The sequence below is a fragment of the Microbacterium binotii genome, assembly GCF_021398715.1.
Lineage (GTDB): Bacteria > Actinomycetota > Actinomycetes > Actinomycetales > Microbacteriaceae > Microbacterium > Microbacterium binotii_A.
Genome location: NZ_CP090347.1, coordinates 608,879 through 629,189, shown reverse-complemented (window position 1 = coordinate 629,189; position 20,311 = coordinate 608,879). Strand labels below are relative to the sequence as shown.

Sequence of the window (20,311 nt, the reverse complement as noted above, 5' to 3'; positions counted from 1 at the left end):
CGTCCCGATGTGTCGCGCCCATCGCGCGCGGCCGCATCGAACTACCCGAGAGGAATCCGCATGACCATCCGCTCCACCCGTCGCGGCCGCGCCGCCGCCGGGATCGCTCTGACGGCGATCGCCGCCGTCGCCCTCGCCGGCTGCGCGGGGACCGCCGAGGCGTCCTCCGACGACTCCTCGAAGGCCCAGTCCGCCACGAGCGTCGCCGACTTCGGCACCTTCGCCGACCTCGAGGCCGCGGCGAAGGCCGAGGGCAAGCTCAACGTCATCGCCCTGCCGCGAGACTGGGCCAACTACGGCGAGATCATCGACCTGTTCACCCAGCGCTACCCGGAGATCTCCGTCGAGGAGCAGTCGCCCGACATCTCCAGCGCCGAGGAGATCCAGGCCGCGAAGACCAACGAGGGCCTGGACACCGCCCCCGACGTCTTCGATCTGGGACTCACCGTCGCCCTGCAGAACACGGCGTCGTTCGCTCCGTACAAGGTGCAGACCTGGGATGACATCCCCGACGCGCTCAAGGAGCCGACCGGCCTGTTCGTCGGAGACTACGGCGGGTACATGTCGGTCGGCTACGACTCGTCGCGCTTCCCCGCACCCCAGAGCCTCGATGATCTGCTCGGCGACGACTACCGCGGCGCGGTCGCCATCAACGGCGACCCGACGCAGGCGGGCGCGGCGTTCGCCGCGGTCGGCATGGCCACGGTGCAGTCCGGCGGAACGCTGGACGACTACCAGCCCGGCATCGACTTCTTCAGCAAGCTGAACGACGCCGGCAACATGCTGAAGCTCGACGTGACCAGCGCGACCGTGGCCAGCGGGGAGACGCCGGTGGTCTTCGACTGGGACTACCTCAACGCGACCCACACCCAGAGCAACCCCAACTGGAAGGTCGTCGTCTTCGACGGCACCGGGTACGCCGGGTACTACAACCAGGCGATCAACAAGAGCGCGCCGCACCCGGCAGCGGCACGCCTGTGGCAGGAGTTCCTCTACAGCGACGAGGTGCAGAACCTGTGGCTCGCCGGCGGCGCCCGCCCGGCCCGCATGGACGCCATGCAGGCCGCAGGAACGCTCGACGAGAAGCTGGCTGCAGCCCTGCCCGCGACGCCCGACAAGACCGTCGTGCCGACCGAGCAGCAGAGCACCGACGCCGGCACCCTGCTCGGCGAGAAGTGGGCCGCGGCCGTCTCGTGACCGCATCCGTCGTGGCCGACCGCGACACGCAGGACGCGCGCCCCGTCGCCAGGGAGCCCCAGGCTCCCCGGCGGCGGGGCGCTGGGCGTGACCTGTCCTGGCTCGGCCTTGCTCCGTTCGCGGCGTACATCGCCCTCTTCCTCGCCCTGCCGACCGTGCTCGCCGTCGGGTCCGGGCTCTTCGACGCTCACGGCGCGTTCACGCTCGACAACATCGCGGCGCTGGGCGACCCGGTCATCCTCATGACCTTCTGGAACTCGACCTGGGTGTCGCTGCTCACGGCGCTGCTGGGCGCGGTCGTGGGTGCGGTCGTCTGCTACGCGATGCTGGGGCTTCCCGAGACCGGCTTCGTCCGCAGCACGGTGGATGCAGCATCCGGCGTCCTGGCGCAGTTCGGCGGCGTGATGCTCGCCTTCGTCATGGTGGCCGCCATCGGGACGCAGGGGGTCGTCACGCTGCTGCTGAAGAACGTTCTCGGCATCGACCCGTACGCCGACGGCGCCTGGATCTACTCCCTTCCCGGTCTCATCCCCGCATACATCGTGTTCCAGGTGCCGCTCATGATCATCACCTTCATGCCGGCCCTCGCGGCTCTGAAGCCCCAGTGGGCCGAGGCTCATCAGACCCTCGGCGGCACGCCGCGCACCTTCTGGCTGCACATCGGCTTCCCGGTGCTCGCGCCGTCCTTCCTCGCGAGCCTTCTGCTCCTGTTCGCGAACGCGTTCTCCTCGTACGCGACGGCGGCGGCGCTCGCGAGCCAGGGCTCGCAGATCGTCCCGCTGCAGATCCGCACGGCGCTCACGAGCGAGACGCTGCTCGGACGCGAGAACCTCGCCGGCGCCCTTGCCTTCGGCATGATCGTGGTCGTCGCCGTCGTGATGGGTGTGTACGCGCTCATCCAGCGTCGGGCAGCGAGGTGGCAGGCGTGAAGACCTTCGCCCCCTCCCCCCTCACCCGCTGGATCATCGGCATCGTCGTCGGCGCCGTCTTCGCCGTCCCGTTCGTCGCAACGGTCCTCTTCACGCTCGCGCCGCTGCCCGGCACCGACGCTCTCACCCCGGCGCGGTGGCTGGCCGTCTTCGACCCCGCGAACGCCGCGAAGTACGCCCCGATCTGGACCGGGCTGGGCAACTCGCTCTCCCTCGCGGCCGTGACGGTCGCCCTCGTGCTCTTCCTGTTCACGCCCACGATGGTGCTGGTCGCCCTGAAGTTCCCGCAGCTGCGTCGCGGCTTCGAGTTCCTGGCCCTGCTGCCGATCTCGATCCCCGCGATCGTGCTCGTCGTCGGACTCGCCCCGATCTACCTGCAGATCGGTCGGAGCCTCGGCACCGGTGCGTGGACGCTCGCCTTCGCGTACGGCGTGCTCGTGCTGCCGTTCACGTACCGCTCGATCCAGGCCTCGATCGACGCGATCGACATCAAGACGCTGTCGGAGGCCGCACGCACCCTCGGCGCGGGCTGGTTCGGCGTGCTCGTGCGGGTGATCGTCCCCAATCTCCGACAGGGGCTGCTCGCCGCATCGCTCATCTCGGTCGCCGTCGTGCTCGGCGAGTTCACGATCGCCTCTCTGCTGAATCGTCAGGTGCTGCAGACGGCGCTCGTCCTCATCAACCGACAGGATGCGTGGGCCGCCGCCATCTTCACCCTGCTCGCACTCGCCTTCGCGTTCGTGCTGCTGCTCATCATCGGCCGGGCCGGACGCCTGGGCGCCGGAAGGAAGAACTCATGACCACGGCAGACACCCCCCTGCGGGGGCTCCCCTCGACCTCCGACAACATGCTGCTCGCGGAGGCCGGCTCGGGAACCCGCGTGCAGTTCCGCGGCGTCGTGAAGGACTACGGCGCGACGCGGGTGCTGCACGGCGTCGACCTCGACATCGCCCCCGGCGAGTTCGTGTCGCTGCTGGGCCCGTCGGGATGCGGCAAGACCACCGCACTGCGCGTCCTCGCCGGCCTCGAACGTGCCACCGACGGTGCCGTCCTCCTCGCGGGGCACGATGTCTCGGGCGTCCCCACGAACAAGCGCGACATCGGCATGGTGTTCCAGTCGTACTCGCTCTTCCCGCATCTGCGGGTGCTCGAGAACACCGCCTTCGGCCTGCGGCGTCGCGGCGTCGGCAAGACCGAGGCTGCTCGGCGCTCGGGAGACGCGCTCGACCTCGTCGGCCTCGGTCACCTCGCCGACCGGTTCCCGCACCAGCTGTCGGGCGGCCAGCAGCAGCGTGTGGCGCTCGCGCGCGCGCTCGTGACCGAGCCCAGGGTGCTGCTGCTCGATGAGCCGCTCTCGGCGCTCGACGCGAAGGTGCGCGTGCAACTGCGCGACGAGATCCGCCGCATCCAGCTGCGCCTCGGAATCACCACCGTTTTCGTGACGCACGACCAGGAGGAGGCTCTCGCGGTATCCGACCGCATCGCGGTGATGAACGCGGGCCGCATCGAGCAGATCGGTACGCCGGAGGATCTGTATCTGAAGCCCGCCACGGCCCAGGTCGCGGCATTCGTCGGCGTCTCGAGCCTGGTCCCGGGCACCGTCGTCGGCGGGTTCGTCGACGTCTGGGGTCAGCGCCTGCCGCTGCAGTCGCCGGTGGATGCGGGCCCGGTCGACGTGTTCGCGCGGCCCGAGAACGTGCGCTTCACCGCATCCGATGCGCCGGGGATCGACGCGACCGTGCAGGAGAGCACCTTCCTGGGCAGCTTCCGACGATCGGTCGTGCGCACGGCGGACGGCACGCTGCTGAACATGCAGCACGACGCCGGTGAGCGCGTGCAGTACGGCGATACTGTGCGGATCGCCCTCGATCCGGTGCCGGTCGCCACGCGTCCCCGCGACTGACCCCGCCGCCGTCCCCTGGCTCGGCCGCCTCCCCCGCCTGCCCGAGTTGCGTCACAGTTGCGCAATCGCGACACTTCTCCGCATCCGCGACAGGAAACCTCTGTGGCGGATGCGGAGAAGTGTGGCATCAGCGGCGGGCCGCATGGGGAGACCGCCGCACCGAGGGGATGCCGGCACCTGACGCACCCCGCCGAGGGCACGAAGTATCACCCGAGCCGGCACCGGCTGTCGAGTCGAGCGGCCGGTTCGGGCGCTGCACGTAGCGTGGTCGGACCCGAAGGAGGACCATGCTCGACAACCCCTGGGCGCAGTTCGCCCTGATCCTGGCCATCGCCCTCGTCGCCGCCGCCCTGGTGACGGTCGCGGCGACCGTCTCCACCCGACTGACCGGGCGACGCAAGTCCTGGCCGAACGGACTCGTGCGCCGAGCGCGTGCACCGTTTCGCACGCTCGCCTTCCTCGTCGCGACGTGGATCGCCGTGACGGTGGCCTTCCCGCTCCGCGACTGGCGTCCGATGCTCGATCAGGCGTTCACGATCCTCGTCATCGGCGCGACGGCGTGGCTGTTGGGTGCTCTCGTCGCGTTCGGCACGGATCTCACCCTGGGCCGCTACCGCATCGACGTGCCCGACAACCGGCTCGCTCGCCGCATCCGCACCCAGACGCTCATCGTGAAGCGCCTCGCGATCGTGCTGATCGTCGTGCTCGCCATCGGCGCGGCGCTGCTCACCTTCCCCGCCGTCCGCGCGGTGGGCGCGAGTGTGCTGGCCTCTGCGGGCATCGCCTCTATCGTCGCCGGACTCGCGGCGCAGTCGGTCCTGGCCAACATCTTCGCCGGCCTGCAGATCGTCTTCAGCGACGCCCTGCGCGTCGATGACGTGGTCGTCGTCGAGGGCGAGTGGGGCCGAGTGGGCGAGATCACCCTCAGCTACGTCGTGCTGGATCTGTGGGACGAGCGCAGGCTGGTGCTGCCCTGCACGTACTTCACGACCACGCCGTTCCAGAACTGGACCCGTCGTGGCTCCGAGCTGCTCGGCGCCGTCGAACTCGACCTGGACTGGCGCGTCTCCCCCGCGCGGATGCGGGAACACCTCGACGAGGTGCTCGCGCACACCGACCTCTGGGACGGTCGCGCCAGCGTCCTCCAGGTGACGGAGGCCACCGGCGGCTACGTACGCGTGCGCATCCTGGTCACCGCACGGGACGCCCCGACGCTGTTCGACCTCCGCTGCCTCGTGCGGGAGGCGATGGTCACCTGGACCCAGGCCGCCATGCCGGCCGCCCTGCCGGTCCAGCGCGTGCTCATGACGGAGCCCGACGGTGCGGCTCCGCAGACGTACGAGCCGACGCCGCAGGATGCGGGACTGTTCACCGGCAGCGCCGAGGCAGAGGCACGTGCCGACACCTTCACGCAGGCGATCCCCGTCGTCTCAGGCGGGGAGGAACAGGCTCAGAGCTCGAAGTCCACCGCGACGCGCGACGAGACCACCGAGCGCACGTAGGTGACGACCTCTTGGTGGGCGGGGTGCTCGATGTACTCGTGCAGGCCGTCGACGTCGTCGAAGTCGGCGACGATCGCCACGTCCCAGTTCTCGCCGCCGAGGACGTCGGCACCCGAGGAGATGGCGCGGATGCTGGGCACGACGCCGTCCAGGGCGAGGAGGCGCGTGGTGATGCCCGTGGCATGCTCGATGCGCTGATCGGCATCGGTGGCGGCGAGCTTCCAGGCGACGATGTGGCGGATGGTCACAGTGATGCTCCTTCGGGGCGGGTGGCGTCCTCGACGGCGGCGCGCAGCCGCTCGGGGTTCACCCGCCAGTACGCGTGCAGGTCGTCATCGATCATGACGACGGGGATCTTCTCAGCCCACTGCTCGTGCAACGCCGCGTCATCGAGGATGGACCTCTCCTCGAGCTGGATGCGGTCGGCCGCGTCGTCGGGGAGTTCGGCCAGGACATGCTCGATCACCCCGCGCGCGACGTCGCAGAGGTGGCAGCCTTCTTTGCCGATGAGCGTGATGGTTCTCACGCTCACATCCTAGATCGGGTATACGACCTCAGGACTCGACCGGGTAGCCCGCGGCGATCCACTCGCCCGTGCCCCCGTCGACGTTCGTGGCCTCGTATCCACGGGCTTCCAGCGCCTGCACGACGCGCGCCGAGCGGCCGCCCATCTGGCAGATGACGTCGAAAGGCCCCTCGGGCAGGCGGTCGAGGTTGTCGCCGATCGTCGACATCGGAACGTTGACCGCACCGGGGACGTGGCCGGAGGCGAACTCCTCCACCTCTCGCACGTCGATGAGAGGAACGCCCTCGCGCTCGCGCAGCTGCTGCACCGTGATCGAATTCATGTCACCAGGCTAGACCGCAGACACGAAGCGCCCGTCCAGGGGACAGGCGCTTGTGTCGATGCCGCTTACTTCTTGTTGCGGCGCTGGTGGCGAGTCTTGCGAAGCAGCTTGCGGTGCTTCTTCTTCGCCATGCGCTTGCGGCGCTTCTTGATGACAGAACCCACGGAAAACCTCACTGGTTGGCGGTCTGGGCGCAGGATGACCTGCTCCCGGGAACGAGGCACCGAAAAAATGCCTCGGATAAGTCTAGCCGACGTCGGCGATCGGCCGCTGCACGGCCTCTGTGACGGCGGATTCGGGCACCCGATAGCTGCGCCCGAAGCGCACGGCGGGCAGTTCACCCGCGTGCACGAGACGGTACACCGTCATCTTCGACACGCGCATGATCTGCGCGACTTCGGCGACGGTGAGAAAGCGCACGTCGGGCAACTCGGCCATGTCCCATCCTCCCCGGGGTCCAGCACACTCTAGGGGGATGCATAGACGCGTGTAAACCGGAGTGACGCGTGTGACGCGCATAGCGACGACATAGTCGGCACCGATGGAACGCCTCATCGTCCAAGCGAACCTCTTCTCATGACCACGGACGACCCCACCCCCACGACCCCTTCCCCGGCCGCACCGTCCCCCGCACCCGCGCCTCCCACGGTGGCCGCCGCCGATGCCGCGGCCTCCTACGCACCCCCCACGGCGCCGGAGGCAACGCCCGCACGGGCGCAGTCCCGGCGGCCGCGCGGTCTCGTGATCGGCGCCATCGCCGCCGGCGCCGTGCTCGCCCTCGGCGCCAGCTTCGGCGGTGGGATCGCGACCGGTTGGGCGCTGTCCGGAACCGCTTCGACCTCTCAGTTCCAGGACGGCGGGTTCGGTCCGGGCGGATCGGCGGGCGACGGCGAGCGCCCGGAGTTCGGTCAAGGCGGTCCGGGTGGTCCTCAGCAGGACGGCACGATGCCTACCCGACCGGACGAGGATTCGACGACCCCGGACGAGGATTCCGGCAGCGGGTCCTGAGCTCAGCGCCCGCGCTTGCCGAACGCCGCCGCCACCGCGCGGTTGACGGATGCGGCCGCGCGACCGACGGCTGCAGCCGCATTCGCCGCCGGTTCCGGCAGCGTCGAGACGAACGCGGCAGCCGCATCCTCGTCCTCTGTGAGGAAGGGCATGAGCCACGCATCGATCTCGTCGAGCGGCTCGCGGGAGAGGCTGTAGTAGCGGTGCTGCCCCTCTTCGCGCACCGACACGAGGTCGCTCTCGCGGAGCACCTTGAGGTGCTTCGAGACCGTCGGCTGGCTCACGCCCAGCTCGCTCACGATGTGCGAGACGCTCGTGCCGTCTTGTCCGGATGCCGAACGATCCAGCAGAAGGCGCAGGATGTCGCGCCGGGTCGCGTCCGCGATCACGCCGAAGATGTCCGCCATGCGCCTTAGGTTAGTCGGGCTCCGAGCGGAGTACCATGACACGCGTTCCGGTCGCAGACCGCTCCGCATCTCCGAAGGGTCCCACGGATGACGTCCGACTCCGCGAGCTCGGCGACGCGGCGTCGGCTCAGCGCCGCGTGGGAACGCATCAGCGATGCCGCCAAGACCTTCACGACCTCGTCGCCGGCGCGCTTCGCGGTCCTGATCTTCTCGGGCCTGATCCTGCTGTTCACGGCGCTCCTGTCGCTGCCCGCGATGGCGGCGGACGGCCGGGTCACCCCACTCGCGGACGCCCTGTTCACCGCTGTGTCCACCATCTGCGTCACGGGTCTGTCGACGGTCAACATGGGCTCGCACTGGTCGCCGCTCGGGCAGGTCGTGATCTACATCGGCGTCAACGTCGGCGCACTCGGCGTCCTGACCCTCGCCTCGATCCTCGGCCTCATCATCTCCCGCAGGCTGGGGCTGCGCGCGAAGCTCATCGCCGCCGGCGACAGCAATCCGATGCGCGTGCACGGCGGCCCCGTGAACGAGGGGCAGACCGTGCGCCTCGGCGAGGTCGGTGCGCTGCTTCGCACCGTCGCCCTCTCCACACTCGTCATCGAGGCGGGGCTCGCCATCCTGCTCTATCCGTCGCTGCTCGCCGGCGGAGTGGATCCGATCACCGCTCTCTGGGAGGCGCCGTACTTCGCCGCGATGTCGTTCACGAACACCGGCTTCACGCCCAACGCCGACGGTCTCGCACCGTTCTCGCACGACTACCTGTTCATGACGGTCCTGATGATCGGCGTGTTCCTGGGGTCCATCGGCTTCCCGGTGATCTTCACCCTGTGGCGGCATCAGTGGCACGTACGCCACTGGTCGCTGCACACCAAGCTCACCCTCATCACGACCGTCATCCTGTTCTTCGCCGGCGCCGTCGTGTTTGTGAGCCTGGAGTACGACAACCCGCTGACCTTCGGCGGGATGGATGCCTGGGACACGACCTTCCAGTCGTTCTTCCTGTCGGCGATGACACGCTCGGGCGGCTTCTCCGTCGTCGAGATCGGCGACCTGCACGGCTCCTCGCTGCTGGTGGGCTCCATGCTCATGTTCGTCGGCGGCGGGTCGGCGTCGACGGCGGGCGGCATCAAGGTCACCACCCTCGCGGTGCTCGCCCTCAGCGTGTGGTCGGAGGCCAAGGGCCGTCCCTCGGTGCAGGCGTTCGGCCGCCGCATCCCGAGCGACGTACAGCGCGTCGCACTGTCGGTCGTGGCCTGGGGCGCGACGATCGTCGCGATCTCCACGATCACCATCGCCCAGATCACCAAGGCGGATGTCGACAAGGTGCTGTTCGACGTCGTGTCGGGCTTCGCCACGGTCGGCCTGTCGACGGGACTCACCAGCGACCTGCCGGATCCGGCGGTGTACGTGCTGGCCGCCACGATGTTCATGGGCCGCGTGGGCACCGTGACCCTGGCGGCGGCGGTGGCCGCATCCTCCCGCTCCCAGCTGTACTCGCTCCCGGTCGAGCGCCCCATCGTCGGCTGAACGGCGCGATCTGGATCGGCATCACGGTCGATGCGGACTGAGCGATCGCCGTAATCTGTTGCCCATGGTTGAGAAGCTCCGCAACGACGCCCCCGTGCTCGTGATCGGCCTCGGTCGCTTCGGCGCCGCCTGTGCGGGCGAGCTCGACCGCCTGGATCGCGAGGTGCTGGCGATCGACGACAACCTCGATCTGGTGCAGAAGTGGTCGGAGCGGGTCACCCACACGGTGCAGGCGGATGCACGCAACATCGAGGCGCTCACGCAGGTGGGCGCCGCTGACTTCCAGGTGGCGGTCGTCGCCGTGGGTTCGTCGATCGAGGCATCCGTGCTCATCACCGCGAACCTCGTCGACCTGAAGGTCCCGCAGATCTGGGCGAAGGCGGTCTCGCAGTCGCACGGCAAGATCCTGGCCCGCGTCGGCGCGAACCACGTCATCTACCCGGAGCGCGAGGCCGGCGAGCGCGTCGCGCACCTGGTGAGCGGCCGGATGCTGGACTTCATCCGCTTCGACGACGACTTCGTGCTCGCGAAGATGTACCCGCCGCGCTTCATCCGCGGCGTCGGCCTCAACGAGTCCGGAGTGCGCACCAAGTACAAGGTGACGGTCGTCGGCGTGAAGAGCCCCGGCAAGCCGTTCCGCTACGCCGAGGCCGACACGGTCGTCACCAACCACGACCTCATCATCGTCTCCGGGACGAACAGCGACATCGAGCGCTTCGCCTCCCTCGACCGCTGAGGCTCAGCCGCCGGCGGCGAGCTCCTTCGCGCGGGCGAGGGCGGCGTCCGTCGCCTCGGCGAACACGCGCTCGAGGTGCGCATCCTGCAGCACGGCGACAGCACGCTCCGTCGTACCCTTCGGGCTCGTAACGCGTCGGCGCAGCTCGGCGGGGTCCTCGCCCGTGGCATCGAGCAGCGCCGCGGCCCCGATGAAGGTCTGCTCCGCCATCAACCGTGCGGTGGCGGAGTCGAATCCCTTCCCGATCGCCGCCTCGGTGAGCTTCTCGATGAGCAGGAAGACGTAGGCGGGGCCGGATCCCGAGATGGTCGACAGGGCGTCGATCTGCTCCTCCGCCACCTCGACGACGGCGCCCACGGTCTCGAACACCGCCCGCACGACGCCCATCGCGCGCTCGTCGGCGCGCGAGCCCGCAGCGATCCCCGTCACGGCCTTGCCGACCACGGCCGGCGTGTTCGGCATGGAGCGGACCACGATCGCGTCCGGACCCAGGATCCGCTCGAACGTGGCGATCGTCACGCCCGCGGCGAGGCTCACCACGATCGTTCCCGGACGCAGGTGCGGGCCGATCTCGGCGAGCAGATCCGGGACCATTCCGGGCTTGACACCGATCAGCACGACCTCGGCGGACGCGGCCGCTCCGGCATTCGCGGCCGCATCGTCGTCGAGCGCGAGAGAGCGGATACCGGGGTCGGTCAGGAGCTCGGCCTTGGCACGGCTGCGGTTGGTGACGACGACCTGGCCGGCGAGCCCGGAGGCTGCGACTCCCTGGGCGATGGCGCCGCCCATGGAGCCGGCGCCGAGGATCGCAAGAGGGGGGAGCTGGCTCATTTTTCCACCCTACGACCCGGGGGCGCTCCAGGTGCCCCGGCTATCATCGGAACGGCCGGGGCCGCGATGTGCCCCCTCCTGGAGGCGTCCATGATCGAACCCACCAGCCCCCTGTTCGACGGCATCACCGCCCGACAGGTGGACACCGCACGTATCTCCGCGCGCGTTCTGCTGCGCGACGGCGATCGCAGCGACACCCCCGCCGAGCGCACGGTGGTGCTTCTGCACGGCCTGCTGTCGTCGTCGCTGATCTGGCAGGAGTTCATGGAGGATCTCCCGAGCGACCTGCGCGTCGTGGCGATCGACCTGCGCGGGTTCGGGGGCACGGAGTCGCTGCCGGTCGACGCCACCCGCGGGGTCCGCGACTTCGCGGACGACCTGCACGCCGTGCTCGACGCCCTCGAGATCCGCGCGGCGCACCTCGTCGGCACCGATCTCGGCGCATCCGTCGCGGCGCAGTACGCGCTCGACGGCCACGGCGCCCTGTCGCTGACGCTGCAGGCGCCCATCTCCCCTTACGGTCTGGGCGGCACCCGCCTCGACGGCAGCCCCCTCAGCGACGACGGCGCGGGAACCGGTGCCGCCACGGCGAACGCGGAGTTCGTGCGCCGGCTGACCGCCCGCGACAAGAGCGACGAGTCACCCGCATCACCCCGGAGCGTCTTCCGCGCCGAGTTCGTCTCGGAGTCGTACCGGACGGCTCGCGAGGACGTCTGGGTCGACGCGATGCTCTCCACCTCCACCGCCGGCGGCAACTACCCGGGAGACACGGTGTCGAGCCCGAACTGGCCGGGCGCGGCATCCGGGAATCTCGGAGTGCTCAACGCACTCGCCCCCACCCACTTCGACCAGTCCGCGCTCGCACACCTCGGAGCGCGCACGCCGGTGCTGTGGATCCACGGCGAGCTCGATGCGATCGTCTCGGACGCCTCTTTCCTGGACCCGGCCCACCTCGGCTCGCTCGGCATCCTGCCGGACTGGCCGGGCACGGATGAGGCGCCGAGCCAGCCCATGGTGTCGCAGACGCGTGCCGTGCTGGATGCGGACGCCGCGACCGGAGCAGACGTGCGCGAACTCATCGTCGAGGGGGTCGGCCACCTCGTGCATCTCGAGCGTCCCGCCGCCGTACGGCAGGCGCTGCTGGAGGTCATCGGCTACATCGGGCACGCCCCGAACCCGGCACCTCCCACCGAGACGATCGTGCTCAAGTCCTCGGACTGAGCGCCGCGAGGGGACAGACTGACTACATGGAGTACTGCGTCTTCACGGAACCGCAAGAGGGGTTCGGCTACCGGGACCAGCTGGCCTTCGCCCAGCGCGCGGAGGAGCTCGGCTTCGACGGGTTCTTCCGCTCCGACCACTACATGCGGATGGCCCCCGGCGATCCGCTGCCCGGGCCGACCGACGCCTGGACGACCCTCGCGGGTCTCGCGCGGGAGACCTCCCGCATCCGCCTCGGCACGCTCGTCTCCTCCGTCACCTACCGCGTGCCGGGCATCCTCGCGGTCCAGGTGGCGCAGGTCGACGACATGAGCGACGGCCGGGTGGAACTCGGCCTCGGCACCGGCTGGTTCGCCGAGGAGCATGCCGCGTACGGCATCCCGTTCCCCGAGAAGCGGTTCGGGCTGCTCGAGGAGCAGCTCGAGATCCTCACCGGGATGTGGCGGACCCCTGTCGGCGAGACGTTCTCCTTCCACGGCGAGCACTACCGGCTCGACGAGAGCCCGGCACTCCCGAAGCCGGTGCAGGAACGCGTGCCGGTCATCGTGGGCGGCGGCGGACCGCGGCGCACGCCCGCCATCGCCGCGCGCTACGCGAGCGAGTTCAACATCGGCTTCGCGACCGACGAGGTGATCGCAGAGAAGTTCCGCACCGTGCGCGCCGCCTGCGAGAGCATCGGACGCGACCCGGGAAGCCTGAAGCTCTCGGTCGCGCTGCCGACCATCGTCGGGCGCACCCCCGCCGAACGCGAGGGACGCGCGGCCTCGATCGGGACGGATGCGGCGAGCTTCGACAACGGAGCGAACATCATCGGCGATCCGGCCGCCGTGCTCGATCGGGTCGAGCGACTGCGCGCACTGGGCGCGGATCGCGTCTACTTCCAGCTCATGGACATGCGCGACCTCGAGCACCTCGACCTGCTCGGCGCCGAAGCGCTCCCCCACCTGCCGCACTGAGGGTGGCGGCCGCGCGCGTCGCCACCCTCAACCGGCTCAGCTCAGTTGTGAGAAGAAGTCCCACATGACCGCGTTCGCGTCGACGAGGTCGGTGGTGGCGCCGAGCACCGACGCGTAGCCGGCCTGCGTCTCGAGCGCGCGACCGGGCCAGGTGTGTCCCATGCCGTCCACCACGTAGGCCACCACGGGCCCGTCTACGCACTCGGTGAAGGTCGTGACTCTCACGCCCGCGGTCGGTGAGTCGACGCTCGGCTCGCCGCATCCATCGATCGCCGCCCACCGTTCGACAGCTGTCTGCACGCCGTACTGCCAATAGCCCGCACCGCCGCCGTCGTAAGGGTTGATGGGGTCGGCAGTACCGGCGAAGCTCAGCACCGGAGTGCCCGCGGCGGGATCGCACGTCACGGGATCCGGCGCCCAGCTGCCATCGCTCTGCTGCTGCGGCACTCCTGCGCGCAGCCCATCGACGGGAGCGATCGCGTCGAACAGGCCCGGCCGTTCGCATGCGGTCGCCGAGATCATGCGACCGCCGCCCGAGTAGCCCGTCGCGAACACGGTGTCCACGCATCCCTCCGTCTTCACTCGGTCGACCAGATCGGCGAGGAAGCTCACGTCGTCGGCGCTCTCGGTCGGCGCGCCGACCTCGGCCGTCGTCACCACGCCCGGCACGTTCCACGCCCAGAGGCCATCGGCGTTGCCCGGCACCGACCCCTGAGGCACGACCAGGACGAAGTCCTCCTCGGCCGCGGTCCGTTCCAGCTCGCTGACGCCCAGGATCAGATCGACGTTGTTGTTGGAGCCGTGCAGCGCGAACACCGCGGCGGTCGGGTCCGCACCCTCCGGCATGAACACCGAGACGTGGCGCTCGGCGCCCTCGAACGTGTAGTCCACGTCGGTGCGGCCGGGCTCCCACGCCGGCGAACAGGCAGTCGACGGGGTCGGTGCGGCTTCGGACGGGGCGTCGGCCGCGCAGCCGGCGGCGGCGAGCGCGGCCACCGCCACGGCGGCCAGTGCAGCACCACGGCGCCGTGTCGTGCGGAACTCGGTCATGGAGTCTCCCTCTCTTCAGTGATGACGGAGGCCGGGGCGACAACAAAAAAGACCCGGAGCACGACGATGCATATCGTCGGTCTCCAGGTCTTGCCCTTGCGGTAACAACCCCGTACCCGTGCCTCTGCGGCGAGGCCACTCGAGCGTAGCGCGCTGCGAGATCGCGTCAGCGACGGGCTGTGAAGAACTCCTGGAGCTGCGCGGAAGCGGCCTGCTCCGCCACTCCGCCGATGACCTCGACGCGATAGGGCAGGCGGCGATCGCGCAGCAGGTCGTACATCGATCCCGCAGCTCCGGCCTTGTCGTCCCACGCGCCGAACACGACGCGGTCGATGCGTGCCTGCAGGATCGCGCCCGCGCACATGACGCACGGCTCGAGCGTGACCACGAGGGTACAGCCGCTGAGGTTCCAGGATCCGGTGGATGCGGCCGCGCGCCTCAGTGCCACGACCTCCGCGTGAGCGGTGGGATCCGCCGTGAGCTCGCGCTCGTTGCGCCCCTCCGCGATCGTCCGACCGCCGGCATCGAGTACGACCGCACCGACGGGGACGTCACCGTCCGCCGAGGCGTGCTGCGCCAACTCCAACGCACGCGCCATGGCAGCGTCGTCCGCGGGTCGGGTGGGCAGATTCACCCGGCCAGACTAGCTCCGCGGCCCGCATCCGCGTGACGTAATCTGGACCCATGCGCCTGCACGTCGCCGACCACCCGCTCATCACGCACAAGCTCACGGTGCTGCGCGACAAGAACACCCCCTCCCCGGTGTTCCGTCAGCTGACGGAGGAGCTGCTGACCCTCCTCGCTTACGAGGCGACGCGCAACGTCCGGGTCGAGGAGCTCGAGATCGAGACGCCGGTGACCTCGACGACGGGCGTGCGGATCTCCGAGCCGCGTCCCCTGGTCGTCCCCATCCTGCGCGCGGGTCTCGGCATGCTCGACGGCATGGTCAAGCTGCTGCCCACGGCCGAGATCGGCTTCCTCGGCATGGCGCGCAACGAGGAGACCCTGCAGCCGTACACCTACGCGGAGCGCCTGCCCGACGACCTCAGCGACCGCCAGTGCTTCGTGCTCGACCCGATGCTCGCCACCGGCGGTTCGCTGGGCGCGGCGATCGACTTCCTCTTCGCCCGCGGGGCACAGGACGTCACCGCGATCTGCATCCTCGGCGCGCCCGAGGGCGTCGCGAAGATCGAGGAACTCGTCGGCGACCGCGATGTGACCCTCGTGCTCGGTGCGCTCGATGAGCGCCTGAACGAGAAGGGCTACATCGTGCCCGGTCTCGGCGACGCGGGCGACCGCCTCTACGGCACGGTCTGAGAAGCCCTCAGAGCCACTTCTTCTTGCGGAAGATCACCCAGAGGGCGACCGCGAAGACCCCCATGCCGCCGACGGCGAGCGGGTAGCCGTACTCCCAGTGCAGCTCGGGCATGTTCTCGAAGTTCATGCCGTAGATGCCCGCGATGAGCCCCGGCGCGAAGATGATCGCCGCCCACGACGAGATCTTCTTGATCTCGTCGTTCTGCGCGAGGTTGGCCTCGGTCTGACGGCGGGCGACGAGGGCGGAGTGCACCGTCAGCGCCTTATCGAGCAGCGCCCGGAAACCGTCGATGCGGTCAGCGATGCGGATGACGTGGTCGAGCACATCGCGGAGGTTGCGCTGCACCTCGAGATCGACGTCGTACTTCTCGTAGCCGCGACGCAGCCATTCCAGCATCCCGGCCATCGGCTGCACGGCACGACCGAAGCTGATGACCTCGCCGAAGAGCTCGTAGATGCGACGTGAGAGTGCGTCGTCGTCGCTGTCGCCGAAGAGCTGATCCTCGATCTCGTCGATGTCGTTCTCGATACCGGCGACGACCGGTTCGTACTCGTCGACCACGCGGTCGAGGATCGCGTAGAGCACGGCCTCCGGCCCCAGCTCCAGCAGCTCCGGCTGGCGCTCGAGCCGCTGCCGGACGGCTGCGAGGTTCGGCGACTCGGCGTGACGGATGGTCACCACGAATCGGGGTCCCACGAACAGGTGCAGCTCACCGAAGTCGACGTGCTCGAGCTCGTCGTCGTAGTGCGCCGGACGCAGCACGACGAACAGGGTGTCGCCGTACCGCTCCACCTTCGAGCGCTGATGGCCCTGGAGCGCGTCCTCGACCGCGAGCGGATGCAGGCCGAACTCGCCCGCGACGCTCGCGAGTTCTGCGGGGCCGGGCCGGTACATCCCGATCCAGGCGAAGCCGTCGTGGGCGTCGAGCAGTTCGTAGGTCTCGTCGAGGCTGCGCGGGGTCTCCACGCGGTGCCCCTGGACGTAGATGGCGTTGTCGATCAGAGTCATGGGATTCTCCGGTGGTGCGGGCGCTGCGAGGCGCCAGAGGATGGGTTTCCGGGCTCGCCATGGCGCGGCCACCGAATCCCTTCTCTACCGGAGGGATGCGGCGGTGTGCGCCGTGGCGCACGAACTATCGCCGGCCATGGCCATCACCGCCTCTCTGTCTTCTCGGGTGGTCGTCTCGGCTGGGACTTCTCCCGCACGGAAGGTGCCCGTGCTCCGCCCGCTCAGCGGGCCCGGGCGATCATACCTCTCCCGGATGACCGATTCGCACCCCTGTCGCCGTGACCGACGACGGCTCGTCCTCGCCGACCAGCCGGGCGAACGCGCTCAGTCGCGCCACTCCCTCGGGGGTGCGCGGCAGGTCGTCGAGCAGGTCGGGCGAGAAGACGACGTACGCGGCGAACTGCGCGCGCGAGACGGCCACATTCAGCCGGTTCTGCAGGAGCAGGAATTCCAGCCCGCGCGGAGCCTCGCGGCCCGAGGACGCGGCGAGCGACACGATCGCGACGACCGCTTCCTGACCCTGGAACTTGTCCACCGTGCCCACCCGGACGCCGGCGAGACCCGCCGCCTCCAGCGCGTTCTCCACCTCCACCTGCTGACCGTTGTAGGGCGTCACGACGATGACGTCCGCGGCGGTGAGCGGCCGCGCGACCACCTCGCCGTCGTCCTGGCACGTCCAGGTACGGCCGATCGTGTCGCGGACGATGCGCACCACCTCCGCCGCCTCCTCGGGCGAGGCGACCGCGTTGCCCGCGTGCACCACGGGGACCGGGTGCACGCCCGGTTCCACGCCGTCCAGCGTGCGGGTGGCGGTCACGGGCGCGGACGCGAGTTCGCCGTCGTAGGAGAGCTCGGACACCGCGCTCGCGAGTGCGGGGTGCATCCGCCACGTGTGCGAGAGGAAGTAGCCGTGGGATGCGGGCAGCACCGCCTGCCCGTCCATGACCCACCCCAGCGCCGACTCGTCGACCGGCTCGGGATGCGTGCCCTGACTGACCTGCGGCAGCTGCTGCGGGTCGCCGAGCAGCAGCAGGCGACGCGCTGCCCGGGACACGGCGATCGTCGAGGCGAGGGAGAACTGACCCGCCTCGTCGATCACGAGCAGATTGAGGCTGCGACGGGGAACGCGTCCGGCGTGGCTGAAGTCCCACGCGGTCCCGCCGACGACAAAGCCGCCGGGTCGGTCCTCGGTGAACGCCGCGAGCGCGTTCTTCTCGAACACCGTGAACGACACGGCATCCGCCTGGCTCGGGTCTTTGAGCGCCTTGCCGACGAGATTCGAGGGGAGTCCTGCAGCCACGATCCGATCCAGCATGTGCTCCACGACGGCGTGCGACTGCGCGACGACACCCACGCGGAAGCCGCGCTCGGCCACGAGACGCGCGACGACATGGGAGCCCACGTAGGTCTTTCCCGTGCCCGGAGGGCCCTGGACGGCGAGATAACTGTCGTCGAGATCGACGACGCTGCGGACGATGGCCGCGACGTCGTCGCCGGTCGAGGGCGTCAGCGCGTCCGTCGTGGTGCGCGGAGCGACGCGACGCAGGATGTCGGTGGCCGCGTCGAGCGGGAAGTGCGGGTCGGCGTCGATCAGGGTGTCGGCCCACGCGTCGATCGCCGCCTGCTGGTTACCGGCTGCGGGGGGAGCCGCCGGCGCGAGTGCGATCGGCAGATCCGCCCAGGTCTCGCCGTCGGCGGCGAGCTCCTCCACGACGGCGCCGTCATCCAGCGCCTCGACGATGCGCACCGCACGCGCCGCATGGATCCACCGCGGGGATGCCTCACCGAACGGCGCCGGAGTGGCGTACACGAGGAAGGGCTGGGTGCCGACGCTCAGCCGCGTGCCCGGCGCGGGATCGCCCCGCAGCTCGAGGCGGCGACGCAGGGCGCGCTGACGCCCTTGCCCCGGCTGCCAGTCGTCCACCACACGCGTGCGTGCGCCGTCGAGCACGACGACGTCGCGGGTGTCCTCCCACAGCGACACCGGCTCGCGGAGCCGGAGGAAGTGCGAGGCCCAGAAGGTCTTCGCCTCGCGCGGGTAGTAGTCGATCGCCGCGGCGCCGAGGCGCAGGGCCGCCGCATCCGCCTCGTCGTCGGTGACGGCCGCGCGGCGCTGGAGGGCGACGGAGCGGAACGACGGCTCGTAGACGTCCTCACCCACGACGGGATCCGCCGAGGGGAAGAGCTGGGCCTCGCGCGCGCGGTCGACGAGCCAGTCCCGCAGGCGGAGCGTCGAGACGCAGTCGTCGCGGTTGTACTCGGCCAGATCGTCGAGCACGAGCTGAGCCTGATCGCTCTGCCCCACCTCGAGCAGCGCCCGCGCCTCGACGTAACGCACGATCGAGTCGTCGCCGCGCTGCACGTCGCTCGTGCGGCGCTGGGCGCCCATGTACAGCGGCTCGAGCTTCTTGATGGAGTACGACCGGGACCCGACCCGCAGCGCCCGCCGGACGATCGGATACAGGTCGACGAAGACGCCGTCGCGCAGCAGACGGTCGACCTCGGCCTCGCGGGTGCCGTGACGCGCGGCCATCGCCAGCAGGTGCGTCGGCTCGTAGGGCGCGTAGTGGTAGATGTGCATGCCCGGATGCGCGCGGCGACGCAGATCGACGAAGTCGATGAACGTCTCGAGGGCCGCCTTCTCGTCGGTGAACGAGTGCGCCCACAGCGCCGAGTACTGCTGCTCGGGATCGATCCATCCGAAGAGGTAGTCGATCCCCCAGTCGCCGGCCCCTTCGGTGTACAGCGGGTCGCCCTCGAAATCGAAGAAGAGATCGCCCGCATCGCGTCGCGGCAGGGCGGCGAGCGCCTGCGGCAGGACGACCTCGTAGCGGGGCACGGCGTCCGCGGGCACCGTGCCGTCGGGTCCGGGCACGCCGGCGGGACTCTCCAGCTGCAGACGTGCCTGCGTCCGCAGCGACGTGAAGACGTCGTCGCTCATGCGCTCCGGCGGCGCCTCGGCACCGGCCAACTGGTCGATCGTCGTGATGCCGGCGGCACGCAGACGCTCGCGCTGCACGGGACGCATCCCGGCGACGAGCAGCAGGTCGCGGTGCGCGGCGACCTCCGTCTCGCACGTCGCACACCGCCCGCACGCCACGACACGCAGCGCCCCGCGGCTGTCCGCCCACGCGATCGGCTCGCCGGCGGCGCCCGCGGTCAGGTCGCGGTCGACGATGAGCGCGCGCAGGCGCGCGCGACGCTGCCGGTACACCGGAAGCAGATCGCGCACCCGGTGGGTGCTGACCGAACCGTCGCCCAGCAGCAGCTCCACACGGTCGGCTCGGGGGACCCCCGCGGCGTCGAGCTGATCGACGTATGCCGCCAGCTGCATCAAAGCCGTCACGCGCGCGTGGCGGGCGAGTTTGGTGTCCTGCACGATCCACGCGCCGTCGTCCGCACGCACCAGGAAGTCGGCGAAGCCCACGAACTCACCGGTGCGGAATGCCGCCTGATAGACGACGTGGGCATCCGGATCCGCAAGAGCGGCGAGGGTCGCGGCGACCGCATCCGTCATCGCCGTCTCATCGCCCGACCGGGTCTCGGGGATCTCGACGACCGCGTCGCCGAACTCGTCGCGATAGCGCTGCAGCACGGCCAGCTCGTGCCGCGTGCCGAGCCTGGCCGCCCGCTCGAGCATGACGTCTTCGGGTTCGATGACCGCGGGGATGCGGCCCAGCCGCGCATCCAGCTGGCGCAACCACGCGAACTCGCACTCCGCGGCGGCCTTGAGGTCGCTCGCGCTCCACACCACGCGCCCGCTGTCGGACCCCGCAGGCTCGATGTATCGCATTCGCTCCCTTTCCCTCATCGACCCTAGTTGCGGCCGCCGACAGCGCCTCCCCGGCGACACAACCCCGTTCTGCG

Annotated in this window: 22 protein-coding genes; 11 read left to right on the top strand and 11 right to left on the bottom strand. The window is 70.0% G+C overall.

Features of this window, described 5'->3' with window-relative positions:
* Positions 1-60 precede the first annotated feature (60 nt).
* From LXM64_RS03255 to LXM64_RS03235, 5 genes are all read left to right on the top strand, one after another.
* Complete coding sequence (locus LXM64_RS03255) at positions 61-1,197, top strand: ABC transporter substrate-binding protein (RefSeq protein WP_234074598.1); 1,137 nt, start codon at positions 61-63, stop codon at positions 1,195-1,197.
* The gene (locus LXM64_RS03250; RefSeq protein WP_419144849.1) at positions 1,194-2,126 is read left to right on the top strand and encodes an ABC transporter permease; all 933 of its coding nucleotides are present in this window, start codon (positions 1,194-1,196) and stop codon (positions 2,124-2,126) included. The genes LXM64_RS03255 and LXM64_RS03250 overlap by 4 nt, the downstream gene beginning before the upstream one ends.
* Complete coding sequence (locus LXM64_RS03245; RefSeq protein ID WP_234074597.1) at positions 2,123-2,926, top strand: ABC transporter permease; 804 nt, start codon at positions 2,123-2,125, stop codon at positions 2,924-2,926. Before LXM64_RS03250 ends, LXM64_RS03245 begins: the two co-directional genes overlap by 4 nt.
* Positions 2,923-4,029 (top strand): ABC transporter ATP-binding protein, encoded by a 1,107-nt coding sequence (locus LXM64_RS03240; protein ID WP_234074596.1) that lies wholly within the window; start codon positions 2,923-2,925, stop codon positions 4,027-4,029. Before LXM64_RS03245 ends, LXM64_RS03240 begins: the two co-directional genes overlap by 4 nt.
* 287 nt (positions 4,030-4,316) lie before the next feature.
* Complete coding sequence (locus LXM64_RS03235) at positions 4,317-5,531, top strand: mechanosensitive ion channel family protein (RefSeq protein WP_234074595.1); 1,215 nt, start codon at positions 4,317-4,319, stop codon at positions 5,529-5,531.
* On the opposite strand, the gene LXM64_RS03230 is transcribed toward LXM64_RS03235, so the two are convergent.
* From LXM64_RS03230 to LXM64_RS03210, 5 genes are all read right to left on the bottom strand, one after another.
* Positions 5,480-5,779: a Dabb family protein gene (locus LXM64_RS03230; protein WP_137417928.1), complete on the bottom strand. Its 300-nt coding sequence runs from the start codon at positions 5,777-5,779 to the stop codon at positions 5,480-5,482. The genes LXM64_RS03235 and LXM64_RS03230 overlap by 52 nt on opposite strands.
* A complete protein-coding gene (locus LXM64_RS03225; protein ID WP_419144848.1) occupies positions 5,776-6,063 on the bottom strand; it encodes a glutaredoxin family protein in 288 nt (95 codons plus the stop codon). The genes LXM64_RS03230 and LXM64_RS03225 overlap by 4 nt, the downstream gene beginning before the upstream one ends.
* Before the next feature lie 22 nt (positions 6,064-6,085).
* On the bottom strand, positions 6,086-6,379 hold the full coding sequence (locus tag LXM64_RS03220; protein ID WP_137417930.1) for a rhodanese-like domain-containing protein: 294 nt from the start codon (positions 6,377-6,379) through the stop codon (positions 6,086-6,088).
* A 65-nt stretch (positions 6,380-6,444) separates the two neighbouring features.
* Positions 6,445-6,543, bottom strand: a complete 99-nt coding sequence (locus LXM64_RS03215; RefSeq protein WP_003792170.1) for a 30S ribosomal protein bS22 — start codon at positions 6,541-6,543, stop codon at positions 6,445-6,447.
* 82 nt (positions 6,544-6,625) lie between these two features.
* Entirely contained in the window at positions 6,626-6,817 is a 192-nt protein-coding gene (locus LXM64_RS03210) for a helix-turn-helix domain-containing protein (protein ID WP_137417931.1), read from the bottom strand.
* Between the two features lie 138 nt (positions 6,818-6,955).
* Between LXM64_RS03210 and LXM64_RS03205 the strand changes: the two genes are divergently transcribed.
* Positions 6,956-7,387 (top strand): hypothetical protein, encoded by a 432-nt coding sequence (locus tag LXM64_RS03205; RefSeq protein ID WP_234074593.1) that lies wholly within the window; start codon positions 6,956-6,958, stop codon positions 7,385-7,387.
* Between the two features lie 2 nt (positions 7,388-7,389).
* On the opposite strand, the gene LXM64_RS03200 is transcribed toward LXM64_RS03205, so the two are convergent.
* On the bottom strand, positions 7,390-7,794 hold the full coding sequence (locus LXM64_RS03200; protein ID WP_137417933.1) for an ArsR/SmtB family transcription factor: 405 nt from the start codon (positions 7,792-7,794) through the stop codon (positions 7,390-7,392).
* Between the two features lie 87 nt (positions 7,795-7,881).
* On the opposite strand from LXM64_RS03200, the gene LXM64_RS03195 reads away from it, so the two are divergent.
* Complete coding sequence (locus LXM64_RS03195; protein ID WP_234074592.1) at positions 7,882-9,324, top strand: TrkH family potassium uptake protein; 1,443 nt, start codon at positions 7,882-7,884, stop codon at positions 9,322-9,324.
* A 64-nt stretch (positions 9,325-9,388) separates the two neighbouring features.
* Positions 9,389-10,060, top strand: a complete 672-nt coding sequence (locus LXM64_RS03190) for a potassium channel family protein (RefSeq protein ID WP_234074591.1) — start codon at positions 9,389-9,391, stop codon at positions 10,058-10,060.
* A 3-nt stretch (positions 10,061-10,063) separates the two neighbouring features.
* Here the strand turns inward: LXM64_RS03190 and proC are convergent, their stop codons facing one another.
* Positions 10,064-10,891 (bottom strand): pyrroline-5-carboxylate reductase, encoded by an 828-nt coding sequence (proC, locus tag LXM64_RS03185; protein ID WP_234074590.1) that lies wholly within the window; start codon positions 10,889-10,891, stop codon positions 10,064-10,066.
* A 90-nt stretch (positions 10,892-10,981) separates the two neighbouring features.
* Between proC and LXM64_RS03180 the strand changes: the two genes are divergently transcribed.
* Together LXM64_RS03180 and LXM64_RS03175 are read left to right on the top strand one after the other, a co-directional pair.
* The gene (locus tag LXM64_RS03180) at positions 10,982-12,112 is read left to right on the top strand and encodes an alpha/beta hydrolase (protein WP_234074589.1); all 1,131 of its coding nucleotides are present in this window, start codon (positions 10,982-10,984) and stop codon (positions 12,110-12,112) included.
* A gap of 26 nt (positions 12,113-12,138) precedes the next feature.
* Positions 12,139-13,068 (top strand): LLM class F420-dependent oxidoreductase, encoded by a 930-nt coding sequence (locus tag LXM64_RS03175; RefSeq protein WP_234074588.1) that lies wholly within the window; start codon positions 12,139-12,141, stop codon positions 13,066-13,068.
* A 36-nt stretch (positions 13,069-13,104) separates the two neighbouring features.
* On the opposite strand, the gene LXM64_RS03170 is transcribed toward LXM64_RS03175, so the two are convergent.
* Positions 13,105-14,118, bottom strand: a complete 1,014-nt coding sequence (locus tag LXM64_RS03170; protein WP_234074587.1) for an alpha/beta hydrolase family esterase — start codon at positions 14,116-14,118, stop codon at positions 13,105-13,107.
* A gap of 166 nt (positions 14,119-14,284) precedes the next feature.
* Positions 14,285-14,716 (bottom strand): tRNA adenosine(34) deaminase TadA, encoded by a 432-nt coding sequence (gene tadA / locus LXM64_RS03165; protein ID WP_234075524.1) that lies wholly within the window; start codon positions 14,714-14,716, stop codon positions 14,285-14,287.
* Between the two features lie 86 nt (positions 14,717-14,802).
* Here tadA and upp point away from each other — a divergent pair, with 86 nt between their 5' ends.
* On the top strand, positions 14,803-15,435 hold the full coding sequence (gene upp, locus LXM64_RS03160; protein ID WP_137417940.1) for a uracil phosphoribosyltransferase: 633 nt from the start codon (positions 14,803-14,805) through the stop codon (positions 15,433-15,435).
* 7 nt (positions 15,436-15,442) lie between these two features.
* Here the strand turns inward: upp and LXM64_RS03155 are convergent, their stop codons facing one another.
* Together LXM64_RS03155 and LXM64_RS03150 are read right to left on the bottom strand one after the other, a co-directional pair.
* Complete coding sequence (locus LXM64_RS03155; protein ID WP_137417941.1) at positions 15,443-16,444, bottom strand: magnesium and cobalt transport protein CorA; 1,002 nt, start codon at positions 16,442-16,444, stop codon at positions 15,443-15,445.
* Positions 16,445-16,682: 238 nt separating this feature from the next.
* Positions 16,683-20,237 (bottom strand): TM0106 family RecB-like putative nuclease, encoded by a 3,555-nt coding sequence (locus LXM64_RS03150; protein WP_234074586.1) that lies wholly within the window; start codon positions 20,235-20,237, stop codon positions 16,683-16,685.
* Between the last annotated feature and the right edge of the window lie 74 nt (positions 20,238-20,311).

Bases quoted from the DNA above. Each gene is read 5' to 3' on its own strand.
- LXM64_RS03210 (WP_137417931.1), bottom strand. From the start codon at position 6,817: ATGGCCGAGTTGCCCGACGTGCGCTTTCTCACCGTCGCCGAAGTCGCG.
- LXM64_RS03200 (WP_137417933.1), bottom strand. From the start codon at position 7,794: ATGGCGGACATCTTCGGCGTGATCGCGGACGCGACCCGGCGCGACATC.
- tadA (WP_234075524.1), bottom strand. From the start codon at position 14,716: ATGGCGCGTGCGTTGGAGTTGGCGCAGCACGCCTCGGCGGACGGTGAC.
- LXM64_RS03205 (WP_234074593.1), top strand. From the start codon at position 6,956: ATGACCACGGACGACCCCACCCCCACGACCCCTTCCCCGGCCGCACCG.
- LXM64_RS03170 (WP_234074587.1), bottom strand. From the start codon at position 14,118: ATGACCGAGTTCCGCACGACACGGCGCCGTGGTGCTGCACTGGCCGCC.
- LXM64_RS03180 (WP_234074589.1), top strand. From the start codon at position 10,982: ATGATCGAACCCACCAGCCCCCTGTTCGACGGCATCACCGCCCGACAG.
- LXM64_RS03155 (WP_137417941.1), bottom strand. From the start codon at position 16,444: ATGACTCTGATCGACAACGCCATCTACGTCCAGGGGCACCGCGTGGAG.
- LXM64_RS03190 (WP_234074591.1), top strand. From the start codon at position 9,389: ATGGTTGAGAAGCTCCGCAACGACGCCCCCGTGCTCGTGATCGGCCTC.
- LXM64_RS03175 (WP_234074588.1), top strand. From the start codon at position 12,139: ATGGAGTACTGCGTCTTCACGGAACCGCAAGAGGGGTTCGGCTACCGG.
- LXM64_RS03240 (WP_234074596.1), top strand. From the start codon at position 2,923: ATGACCACGGCAGACACCCCCCTGCGGGGGCTCCCCTCGACCTCCGAC.
- LXM64_RS03220 (WP_137417930.1), bottom strand. From the start codon at position 6,379: ATGAATTCGATCACGGTGCAGCAGCTGCGCGAGCGCGAGGGCGTTCCT.
- LXM64_RS03255 (WP_234074598.1), top strand. From the start codon at position 61: ATGACCATCCGCTCCACCCGTCGCGGCCGCGCCGCCGCCGGGATCGCT.
- proC (WP_234074590.1), bottom strand. From the start codon at position 10,891: ATGAGCCAGCTCCCCCCTCTTGCGATCCTCGGCGCCGGCTCCATGGGC.
- upp (WP_137417940.1), top strand. From the start codon at position 14,803: ATGCGCCTGCACGTCGCCGACCACCCGCTCATCACGCACAAGCTCACG.
- LXM64_RS03150 (WP_234074586.1), bottom strand. From the start codon at position 20,237: ATGCGATACATCGAGCCTGCGGGGTCCGACAGCGGGCGCGTGGTGTGG.
- LXM64_RS03195 (WP_234074592.1), top strand. From the start codon at position 7,882: ATGACGTCCGACTCCGCGAGCTCGGCGACGCGGCGTCGGCTCAGCGCC.
- LXM64_RS03235 (WP_234074595.1), top strand. From the start codon at position 4,317: ATGCTCGACAACCCCTGGGCGCAGTTCGCCCTGATCCTGGCCATCGCC.